Below are 10,346 nucleotides of genomic sequence, written 5' to 3' on the forward strand. Positions count from 1 at the left end.
GGAGACCGAGCAGTTCGAGGCGGTGGAGGCGATGCCCCGGGCCGCCGGGCTGGTCGGCGCCCACCACTCGCGCCGCCCCGGCGAGGGCGGCGAGCTGGCCGGCGTCCGGGTCTTCGGGCCCGGCGACCGGCTGCGCCGCATCGACTGGCGGGTGTCCCTGCGGGCCCGCCAGCTGCACGTGGCGGCCACCCTGTCGGACCGGGACGCCGAGGTGGTGGTCCTGCTCGACGTGCTCGCCGAGGCGGGCCGCTCCGGCGGGGTGAAGGGCGCCGCGTCCGTGTTGGACACCACCGTCCGGGCCGCCGCCGCGATCGCCGAGCACTACCTGCACCGGGGTGACCGGGTGGCGATGCTGGAGTACGGGCCGGCGGCCCGCCGGCTGCGCCCGGCCACCGGCCGCCGGCAGTACCTGACGGTGCTGGAGTGGCTGCTCGACGTGCGCGCCGAGGCCTCCCCGCACGAGCCGTACGACCAGGTCTTCGGGCCGCAGGTGCTCTCCGCCGACGCGCTGGTGGTGGTGCTCACCCCGCTGCTGGACGAGCGGTCCGCGCAGATGCTGGCCCGGCTGGCGCGGGGCGGCCGGTTCGTGGTCGCGGTGGACACGCTGCCCACCGACCTCGCCCCGCCCGGCGAGCGGGGCTGGGCGCCGGTGGCGTTCCGGCTGTGGCGGCTGGACCGGGACACGATGATCGCCCAGCTGCGCGAGCACGGCGTGCCGGTGGTGCGCTGGGCCGGCGCGGGCAGCCTGGACCAGGTGCTGCGCGACGTGGCCCGGCTGGCACCGCCCCGCGGGTGGGGGCCCGGTGAGCGCGAGGAACGCAGCGCAGCGGAGTCCCGCAGTCGCGAACGAAGGCGGGCACCGGTGAGCGCGAGGAACGCAGCGCAGCGGAGTCCCGCAGTCGCGAACGAAAGCTGGCGCAGATGAACGCGGTCACCGAGCGGGTGCGGGCGCTGCGCGCCGCAGTCAACCGGGTGAGCCTGGCGCCGCTGCTGGTGCGCGCCGGCATCTTCCTCACCGTGCTGGTCGGGCTGCTGCTGGCGTACCCGGTCGAGATGTTCTCCGCGCGAGCGCTGCTCGCCCTCACGGTGGTCGCGGTGCTGCCGGGGGTGGCCCCGCGCCGGGGGTGGCCGACCTTCGCCGCCCTGGTCACCGTGGGCGGCTGGTTGCTCGCCTCCGCCGGGTACGACCGGCCGATCGCGCTGTGGCGGCTGCTCGCCGTGGCCGCCGCCCTCTACCTGGCGCACACCCTCTGCGCGCTCGCCGCGGTGCTGCCCTACGACGCCGTGGTCGACCCGGATCTGGTGCTGCGCTGGCTGAGCCGGGCCGGGGTGGTGATCCTCGCCACGGCCGTGATCGGGGTGATCCTGGCCTGGCTGGGCGAGATCGGCGGGGGTGCCGGGTTTCAGGCGGCGACGGTGGCCGGACTGCTGGTGGCGGTGGGGTTGAGCGGGCTGCTGGGCTGGCTGCTGCGTCGCGGATAGCGGGACGGCTCCGGGACGTTGCGCAGGTCACAGGGGTTGTGCTCCGTCACAGAAGGGGGTCTCGAACGGGATTACCCGAGCCCCCCGGGGAAAGATAGATGACGTGAATCCGAAGCGGATCCTTGTCGTGGGTGCCGGGCACGTCGGCCTGTACGCCGCTCTGCGCCTGTCCAAGAAGCTGAGCTCCCGTGAGGCCGAGGTCGTCGTCGTCGACCCGCAGCCGCACATGACCTACCAGCCGTTCCTCCCCGAGGCGGCGGCCGGCAACATCTCGCCCCGGCACTCCGTGGTGCCGCTGCGGCGGGAGTTGCGCCGGTGCAAGGTCGTGGCGGGTGCGGTGACGCGGATCGACCACGACCGGAAGACCGCGGTGGTGCAGCCGATCAGCGGCCCCACCCGGGAGATCCAGTACGACCACGTCGTGCTGGCCCCCGGCTCGGTCTCCCGGACGCTGCCGATCCCGGGCCTGCACGAGCACGGCATCGGGTTCAAGACCATCGGCGAGGCCATCTACCTGCGCAACCACGTGCTGGACCGGCTCGACGTGGCGGCCGCCACGCCGGACCCGGCGGTCCGCCGCTCGGCGCTGACCTTCACCTTCGTCGGTGGTGGTTACGCCGGCATCGAGGCGCTCGCCGAGATGGAGGACATGGCCCGCGACGCGCTGCGGTACTACCCGGAGCTCAAGCCCGAGGACATGCGCTGGGTGCTGGTCGAGGCGACCCAGCGGGTGCTGCCCGAGGTCGACCGGGACATGGGCGCCTACACCGTCCAGCAGCTGCTCAAGCGCAACATGGACATCCGCCTGGACACCCGGCTGGAGTCCTGCGTCGGCGGCGTGGTCAAGCTCTCCGACGGCGACACCTTCCGCTCCGACACCATCGTGTGGACGGCCGGCGTGAAGCCGTCGCCGATGCTCGACGCGACCGACTTCCCGCGTGACGAGCGCCGCCGGGTCACCTGCCTGCCGACGCTGCAGATCGTCGACGGCGACCGGGTCGTCGAGGGCGCCTGGAGCGCCGGCGACTGCGCCGCCGTGCCGGACCTGACCAAGGAGCCGGGCAACTACTGCTCGCCGAGCGCCCAGCACGCGGTGCGTCAGGCGGCCCGGATGGCCGACAACATCGCGAACGTGATCCGCGGTCGCGAGCCGGTCAACTACAAGCACAAGCACGCGGGCAGCGTGGCCAGCCTCGGCCTGCACAAGGGCGTCGCCCAGGTGTACGGCGTGAAGATGACCGGCTGGCCGGCCTGGTTCATGCACCGGACGTACCACATGAGCCGGATCCCGTCGTTCAACCGCAAGGTCCGGGTCGTGGTCGACTGGTCGCTGGCGTTCTTCCTCAAGCGTGAGGTGGTCGCCCTCGGCCAGCTGCACGACCCGCGCGAGGAGTTCGCCGAGGCGTCCCAGCCGGTGGGTGCCGGCGCCGGCCGCCCGGTCTGATCCCGTTCGCCACGAAGGCCCTCTCCCGGCACGGGAGGGGGCCTTCGTCGTGTCGGGGGCCGGGTCAGACCCGCCAGGTCCAGGCGTCGGCGATCCGGGTGCCCGGGCCGTAGAGCTGCACCAGGGTGCGGCGCAGGCTCTCGGCGTGCGGAGCGTCGTCGGTGACCGCCACGCAGTCCGCGCCCCAGAAGTCGGCGTCCGCCCGGGCCTGCCGGCGCTGCTCGTCGCCGATCACCGGCTCGTCGCCCCGCCGGGCCACATCGGCCAGCAGCGCCGAGGTGGGCTGCTTGTAGGTGCCCATCGCCGCGGTCCCGTCCCGGCCGTACGGGCCGATGAAGAAGCCCTCCGGGATGCCGAACGCCCCGTCGGCCGCCGCCGCCCAGCCGCATCGGCCAGGGATCCTTCGGGGTGGCGGCCGGCACCGGCACCAGCACCCCGCCGGGGCGTACGCACTCGCGCCAGTGGCCGCCGGTGATGAACTCGGGCAGCGGCGGCGTCGGTCGTCGGCAGGGGAGCGGGGAAGACGCTGAGCAGGGCCGCCCCCACCGCGGCGGGGACCAGCCGTCGGCCCCGACCGGGCTTCCGCAGCGCGCGGTCCACCGCGAGCACCAGCAGCGTCGCGGCCAGCGGCAGCAGGGTCAGCCCGAACCGCATCGGCAGCGCGCCGTCGATCACCGGCAGGCCCGCGAGCAGCCCGTACGGCCCGGGCACCGCGGTGCGGGTGCCGTCGTTGACCACCTCGGGACCGAGCGACAGCGCGCCCATCGACAGCGCGCCGGCGACGCACGCGACCACCAGCGGCCGGCGCCCCAGCCAGAGCGCGCAGCCGGCGGTGACCAGCAGCAGCGGCAGGCCGAGGAAGGTGTTGTATTCGGCCGGGCCGGTGGTCAGCCGGGCCGACGTGTCGCTGCCGACCACCGACAGCGGGGAGATGGTCCACCAGCTGCGCAGGTCGGCGGAGAAGTAGTGCGGGCTGAACATGCCGTCGGCCACGCCCTGCGGCCCGGCGAACTGGAACCACAGCGGGTAGCCGAGGACGAGCAGGGCCAGCCCGGCGGCGAGCATCAGGCCGCCGGCGAAGCCGGGCAGCGCCCGGCGCAGCAGCTCGCGGTCGGTCATCGCGTACGCCACCGTCATCACCAGCAGGGTGGCCGCGGTGAGGAAGAGCACCTCCTCGCCGATGAAGACCTGCGCGGTCACCGCGGCGGCCAGGCCCAGCGCCGAGGTGACCAGCCGCCGGCGGTCCGGCCCGTCCAGCGACGCCGGTCCGGGGTCGGCCGCGCGGAACATCCGCACGACCAGCCAGACGATCACCGGCACCAGCCACTGGGCGGTCATGTGCAGGTGGCTGTTGGACTGGGACACCATGCCCGGCCCGAAGCCGCACAGCCCGGCGCCGAGCGCCGCGGCGAGCCGGTGGGCGCGCAGCGTACGGGTGAAGAGCAGGTACCAGGCCACGGCGGTGCCGGCGAGGTTCACCCCGGCCAGCAGGGCGAAGGTGACCGGCGCGCCGAAGAGCAGGGTGACCGGGGCGAGGAGCACGCCGAGCGCGATGACCGTGGTGTTGGTCATCAGGTTCACCCCGTCCGGGCTGTTGAGCCGGTCGGTGAGCAGGCCGAAGTCGCCGAGCACGGCCCGCGAGTCGACCGCCAGGAACCACTCGTAGAGGGTCTGGTCCTCCGGGTTGAGCGCCAGCACCCGGCCGGTCGGGTCGGGCCAGAGGCCCTGGGTGAGCCAGCCGGCGAGCAGCACGAACGCGAGGCCGACGAGCAGGTCGGTGCGGTGCCGGGCGACGGACGCCCGCCAGCGGGTGGCGCGGGATCCGGGCGCGGCCGGCTCGGCGAGGCCGACAGCCAGGTCGGGGTCGGCGTCGGACGCCGTACGGGCTGCGCTGGTCACGGGCTCGACCCTAGTGCGGCACCTGTGACGGGGTACGCCGGGTCGCCGGTGAACGGTTACGGTGACACTGCACCGCGCGTGTCGGCGCGCCGGTGCACCCGCCCGGGTGGTGGAACGGCAGACACGGCCGCCTTAAAAGCGGCTGCCGAAAGGCGTGCGGGTTCGACCCCCGCCCCGGGCACACTCTCAGCTTTCCCTCAGCCGACTCACGGGCGCGCGGGTCGCCGTCTCCGTTTACCCTTGTAGGGCACGTCGTGCGTGCGATGACCCCCTGAGGGAGGCCTGAGAAGTGAAGACCTCGAACCCGGTGCTGGCCCGGCTCGGCCAGGCGGCCGAGCGGGAGCGTTCCGCCGGGTACGCCCCGCCCGGGCAGTACGGCTACGGCCAGCCCGGCATTCCCCAGCAGCACCCGGGCCAGCCCGGCTACCCGGTGGCCCCGGCCGCCGGCACCATGACCATCGACGACGTGGTCGTCAAGACCGTCGCGCTCCTGGGCATCCTCGGCGTCTCCGCCGCGGCCGCCTGGGTGCTGGTGCCGGACAGCCTGCTCTACACGGCCTGGATCGGCGCCGCGATCGTCGGCGTGGTCCTCGGCCTGATCATCTCCTTCTCCCGGATCGCGAACCCGGCGCTGGTCGTCGCGTACGCGGTGGTCGAGGGTGCCTTCGTCGGTCTGGTCAGCAAGGCGTACGAGACCGCCTACGAGGGCATCGTGCTCCAGGCGGTGGTGGCCACCTTCGGTGTCTTCTTCGTGATGGCCATGCTCTACAAGGCGAAGGTCATCCGGGCGACCCCGAAGTTCGTCAAGGGCATGATCGCCGTGATGGCCGGCCTCTTCGCCGTCATGCTGATCAACTTCGTGCTGGCGGTCGTCTTCGACGTCAACACCGGCCTGCGCGACGGCAGCCCGCTGGCCATCGGCTTCAGCCTGGTCTGCATCGTGGTCGCGTCGCTGAGCTTCGTGCTCAGCTTCAAGGAGGTCGAGGACGGCGTCCGGATGGGGCTGCCGCAGCGCTACTCCTGGACGGCCGCGTTCGGCATCGTGGTCAGCCTGGTCTGGCTCTACCTGGAGCTGCTCCGGCTGATCAGCTACTTCCAGGGCGACGACTGACTGTCGCAGCCCCTCGGCGCCCGCCACCGCGACCCGCGGCGGCGGGGCGCGTCGTCTGCGCAGCCGATCGCCGCCGCGTCCCGGCCCGGCCGTTTCCCCGCCGCCGCCGGGCCGTCCGGGGGAGAGTGACACCAGGGGTACGGCTGGCGAGGAGGTGGCGGGTGCGCAGCGCCAACCCGGTCCTGGACCGGCTGGACGACAGCAGCCGGGAGCACCGGCTGCCCGGTGCGGGCGGCGCGGAGGCGGTGACCGTCGACGACGTGGTGGTCCGTACCGTCGGACTGCTGCTGCTCACCGGGGTCACCGCGGCGGTGGCCTGGGTGGTCGTGCCGCAGGCGGTGTGGGTTTCGGCGGCGCTGGCCGGCACCGCCCTGGCCGGCATCGCGCTGGTCCTGGTGATCTCGCTGCGCGGCATCACCCACCCCGCCCCGATCATCGGGTACGCCCTGCTCCAAGGGGTGCTGCTCGGGGTGGCCAGCCGGGCGTTCGAGCTGGTCTACCCGGGCATCGTCGCGCAGGCGGTGGTGGGCACCTTCGGGGTGTTCCTCGGGATGGCGGCGCTCTACCGGGCCCGGCTGGTCCGGGCCACACCGCGGCTGGCCCGCCTGGTGATCGGCACGCTGATCGGGCTGCTCGCGGTCAGCCTGGTCAACCTGGTCTTCCGGCTGTTCACCGGCCGGCAGGGCGTGGAGATCTACAGCATCTCCGGCCAGGTCGGCTGGCTGCCGTACGCCTTCTCGGCGGTGGCGATCATCGCCGGGGCGCTCAGCTTCATCCTCGACTTCGACCAGGTGGAGCGGTCGGTGCGCACCGGCCTGCCCCGCCGGTACGCCTGGCTCTGCGCGTTCGGGCTGCTGGTCGGGCTGATCTTCCTCTACTGGCAGATCCTGCGGCTGCTGAGCTACCTGCGCCGCTGAGCGGGCGCGGGGCGGGGCGGCCGTAGACTCGGCGGCGATGAGCGCAGCGGAGTTGGACCGGGCGGTGGGGCTGCTGGTCCGTCAGGTGGGGCACTGGCAGCAGCCACGGTGGGCGGCGATCGCCGAGGGCGGCAACGTGTCCCGCGCCGACCTGGTGCACCGGCTGGTGCAGGAGCTGGCCAACCTCGGCGCGGACGTCGAGGGTGAGCCGCGTCGGAACGTACCCCGGTTGGACAACGACCTGGCGCTGGTCGACCAGCTCCGGGTGGTGGCGGCCGACCTGGTCGCGGCCGGGGCGCCGGACGCGACGCTGGCCCGGGCCGCCGCCGAGGTGGCGGCGACCCGCTCGGCGCTCTGACGCCTCAGCTCTTCAACCAGCGTCGTACCTTCCGCCGGCGGGCCCGGTCCCAGGCGGCGGGGATCGCCCGCAGGTCCCGATCGGCGGCCGTGGCCTGCCGGGCGTGCAGCAGCCCGTAGGTGAAGGTGTTCTCCCCGTCGGCGTACGCGCGCAGCGCCTGGCGTCGCAGCACCTCCCGGGTGACCACCGAGTCGTGCTGCGTGCCGAGCAGGTCCTGGAGGTCCTTGAGCCGTTCCACCAGGGCGGCGGCGCGCTGCCCCGCGTCCGGCTCGCGGACCTCGACGGCGTACCGGGCGGCCTTGTACGCCTTGCGCGCCTCGTGCAACGCGACGTCCCCCTCCTGCGCCCGTTGCCCGTCGAGGGCCCGGTCCAGCCGGTCGTCGGCCCGGGTGACCGCCCGGCGGACCCGGCGGGCGATCCACCGCGCGTCGACGGCACGGGCGGGTGGTGCCTCCAGCAGCCGGTCGAGTCCGGCCAGCAGCTCCGGGTAGCGGTCGGAGTCCAGCGTCCGGACCAGCTCGTCGAGGGCGGTGGCGAGGTCGGCGACGAACCGCTCCGAGATCCGCGCCGCGACCGGGCCGAGAACCAGGTCGGCGGGCTCGGCACGGACGGCGTCGGTGAGCCGGGCGGCCAGCACCTGTGCGTCGCGGACCGACCCGAGCCGGCCGCCCAGCCAGCGGAGCTCGGCGCGCAGGGCCTCGCTGCGCTCCCGGTCCCAGCGGCCGCGGAAGGTGCGCAGCGTGGCCCGCAGCCGGCGGACGGCGACCCGCATGTCGTGCACGGCGTCCTCGTCACCGTGCCGGGCCCCGGGATGGTTCGCGATCAGTACGTCGCGCTGGGTGAGGGCGTAGTGGGCGACCGGGTCCGTCGGGGCCGCGTCGGTGACGGCGGCGAGCCGGCCGGCGAGGGCCCGGTGGGACTTGGAGACGGGGACCGGGCGGGCGCCCGCCTCGCGCAGCCGCGACTGCACCGCGTCGAGCAGCCGGTCGTCGCCGTCGACCAGCTCGACCTCGATCTCCCGCCACGCCTGCCGCTCGCCGGTGACCAGGTCCCGCCCGTCGACGGTGTCCTCGGCGACCTCGGCCAGCACCCGGCCCGCCGCGTCCAGCAGCCGTCGTTCCACCCGGTGGGTGGTGATCCGGGCCGCCGGTTCGACCGCCTGCCCGCGGGAGGCGGCCCCGGAACAGCCCGACCAGCTCCGCCGGCGGGTCGAGGTCGTCCGCGCCGGCCGGGAACTGGTACTCGGGCCGGGCGCCCCCGGCCGCGCCGACCTTCAGGTGCCAGCCGGCGTCGTGACCGCCCGTCCGCCGGCGCAACGCGAAGCCGCTGCGCGCCAGCCGCAGGTCCGGGGTGTCCACGTAGACCGCGTCCAGGTCGAAGGCGGTGGCGTCCGACATCGTCGCGACGCCACCGCACCCCGTCAGGTCCGGCAGCCGGAAGCCCTCGTCGGCGGAGTACTTGCGTTCCCGCTCCACCACCGTCGCCATGCGGATCCGATACCCGGGCGGACGACCGGCGAACCGGGGTCTAGCTGAGCCGCTCCAGCACCATCGCCATGCCCTGGCCGCCACCGACGCACATGGTCTCCAGGCCGATGGTCTTGTCGTGCCACTCCAGGGAGTTGAGCAGCGTGCCGGTGATCCGGGCGCCGGTCATGCCGAACGGGTGGCCGACGGCGATCGCGCCGCCCATCACGTTGACCTTCTCCTCCGGGATGCCGAGCTGCCGGTAGGAGGGGATCACCTGCGCGGCGAACGCCTCGTTGATCTCGACCAGGTCGACGTCGTCGACGGTCATGCCGGCCCGCTTGAGGGCCTGCCGGGACGCCTCGACCGGGCCGAGACCCATGATCTCCGGCGACAGGGCGGTCACGCCGGTGGAGACGATCCGGGCCAGCGGGGTGAGCCCGAGGTCCTTCGCCCGCTGGGCGCTCATCACGACGACCGCGGCGGCGCCGTCGTTGAGCGGGCAGCAGTTGCCGGCGGTGATCCGGCCGTCGGGGCGGAAGACCGGCTTCAGGCCGGCGACGGCCTCCAGGGTGACCCCGGCGCGCGGGCCGTCGTCGGTGCTGACCACGGTGCCGTCCGGCGTGGTGACCGGGGTGATCTCGCGGGCCCAGAAGCCGTCGGCGATCGCCTTCTCGGCGAGGTTCTGGCTGCGTACGCCGAAGGCGTCCATGTCCTCGCGGGTGACGTCGTACACCTGGGCGAGGTTCTCGGCGGTCTGCCCCATCGTCAGGTAGATGTCGGGGAGCTGGCCGGCCTCGCGCGGGTCGGTCCACACCTGCGCGCCACCGGCCGCGCGGGCCTTGGAGCGCTCCTGCGCCTCGGCGAAGCGCGGGTTCTCCCAGCCGCCGCCGACCAGCGCCTGTGCCTCCGGCGGCAGGGTGTCGGAGTTGCCCCGGGCGTACCGGGAGACCGTCTCCACGCCGGCGGAGATGAAGACGTCGCCCTCGCCGGCGCGGATGGCGTGCATCGCCATCCGGGTGGTCTGCAGCGAAGAGGCGCAGTAGCGGGTGAGGGTGGCGCCGGGCAGGCCGTCCAGGCCCAGCAGCGTGGCGACCACCCGGGCCATGTTGAAGCCCTGCTCGCCGCCGGGCAGGCCACACCCGAGGTAGAGGTCCTCGACCTCGGTCGGGTCGAGCCCGGGGACCTTGTCCAGCGCGGCCTGGACGATGGTCGCGGCGAGGTCGTCGGGGCGGACCTCGCGCAGCGAGCCCTTGAACGCGCGACCGATGGGGGAGCGGGCGGTGGCGACGATGACGGCGTCGCGGGACGACTCAATCGGCATGAGGCAACGTTAACTCGCCGGTAACTTGGCGCGGAAGCTGCCGGGGCGACGGGAAATGTCACCCTGCGGCGGGCTGCCGCCCGCCCGTCCGCCGCCCGCTCAGTGGCGAGAGGCGCTGGTGGCCGCGGCGGCCACGCCGGCAGCAGGGCGTGCGCCCAGACCCGGTAGCCGTCCGCGGAGGGGTGGAAGCCGTCCGGGCAGAAGGTCCCGGCGTCGGCGCGGAACACCGGCCCGGTCTCGGTGCCCAGGTCGACCACGCTGCCGCCGGCGTCGAGCACGGCCGTCGTCTGCGCCCGGGCGGTCCGCCGCCCCGACCAGCCGAGCACCTGCCGCAGCGGCTGCGCG

Annotated in this window: 9 protein-coding genes, 1 tRNA gene and 3 pseudogenes; 7 read left to right on the top strand and 6 right to left on the bottom strand. The window is 74.3% G+C overall.

Going from position 1 to position 10,346, the window contains the following annotated elements; translation table 11 throughout:
* The 3 genes and pseudogenes from JNW89_RS17255 to JNW89_RS17265 all read left to right on the top strand — a co-directional run.
* Positions 1–807: pseudogene (locus JNW89_RS17255) on the top strand (DUF58 domain-containing protein); the annotation flags it as partial.
* A gap of 114 nt (positions 808–921) precedes the next feature.
* Positions 922–1,482, top strand: a complete 561-nt coding sequence (locus JNW89_RS17260; protein ID WP_238449699.1) for a hypothetical protein — start codon at positions 922–924, stop codon at positions 1,480–1,482.
* Between the two features lie 103 nt (positions 1,483–1,585).
* On the top strand, positions 1,586–2,926 hold the full coding sequence (locus tag JNW89_RS17265) for an NAD(P)/FAD-dependent oxidoreductase (RefSeq protein WP_238449700.1): 1,341 nt from the start codon (positions 1,586–1,588) through the stop codon (positions 2,924–2,926).
* A gap of 64 nt (positions 2,927–2,990) precedes the next feature.
* Here the strand turns inward: JNW89_RS17265 and JNW89_RS17270 are convergent, their stop codons facing one another.
* Entirely contained in the window at positions 2,991–3,227 is a 237-nt protein-coding gene (locus tag JNW89_RS17270; protein ID WP_238449701.1) for a hypothetical protein, read from the bottom strand.
* Positions 3,158–4,825 carry a hypothetical protein gene (locus JNW89_RS17275; RefSeq protein ID WP_238449702.1) on the bottom strand — a complete coding sequence of 556 codons (1,668 nt, stop codon included), beginning with the start codon at positions 4,823–4,825 and terminating at the stop codon, positions 3,158–3,160. Before JNW89_RS17275 ends, JNW89_RS17270 begins: the two co-directional genes overlap by 70 nt.
* Before the next feature lie 100 nt (positions 4,826–4,925).
* Between JNW89_RS17275 and JNW89_RS17280 the strand changes: the two genes are divergently transcribed.
* From JNW89_RS17280 to JNW89_RS17295, 4 genes are all read left to right on the top strand, one after another.
* Positions 4,926–5,006 (top strand) — tRNA-Leu (locus tag JNW89_RS17280).
* Positions 5,007–5,114: 108 nt separating this feature from the next.
* Positions 5,115–5,936, top strand: a complete 822-nt coding sequence (locus JNW89_RS17285; RefSeq protein WP_238449703.1) for a Bax inhibitor-1/YccA family protein — start codon at positions 5,115–5,117, stop codon at positions 5,934–5,936.
* 161 nt (positions 5,937–6,097) lie between these two features.
* Complete coding sequence (locus JNW89_RS17290) at positions 6,098–6,853, top strand: Bax inhibitor-1/YccA family protein (protein ID WP_238449704.1); 756 nt, start codon at positions 6,098–6,100, stop codon at positions 6,851–6,853.
* Between the two features lie 37 nt (positions 6,854–6,890).
* Positions 6,891–7,211, top strand: a complete 321-nt coding sequence (locus JNW89_RS17295; RefSeq protein WP_238449705.1) for a hypothetical protein — start codon at positions 6,891–6,893, stop codon at positions 7,209–7,211.
* Positions 7,212–7,215: 4 nt separating this feature from the next.
* On the opposite strand, the gene JNW89_RS17300 is transcribed toward JNW89_RS17295, so the two are convergent.
* The 4 genes and pseudogenes from JNW89_RS17300 to JNW89_RS17315 all read right to left on the bottom strand — a co-directional run.
* Positions 7,216–8,334, bottom strand: a complete 1,119-nt coding sequence (locus tag JNW89_RS17300) for a CHAD domain-containing protein (RefSeq protein ID WP_238449706.1) — start codon at positions 8,332–8,334, stop codon at positions 7,216–7,218.
* A gap of 160 nt (positions 8,335–8,494) precedes the next feature.
* A pseudogene (locus JNW89_RS38110) lies at positions 8,495–8,698 on the bottom strand (CYTH domain-containing protein); the annotation flags it as partial.
* Between the two features lie 40 nt (positions 8,699–8,738).
* Positions 8,739–10,001, bottom strand: coding sequence for an acetyl-CoA C-acetyltransferase (locus JNW89_RS17310; protein ID WP_238449707.1), 1,263 nt, complete (start codon positions 9,999–10,001; stop codon positions 8,739–8,741).
* A 99-nt stretch (positions 10,002–10,100) separates the two neighbouring features.
* Positions 10,101–10,346 (bottom strand): annotated as a pseudogene (locus tag JNW89_RS17315) (SGNH/GDSL hydrolase family protein); the annotation flags it as partial.

The sequence above is a fragment of the Micromonospora sp. 4G55 genome, assembly GCF_016803375.1.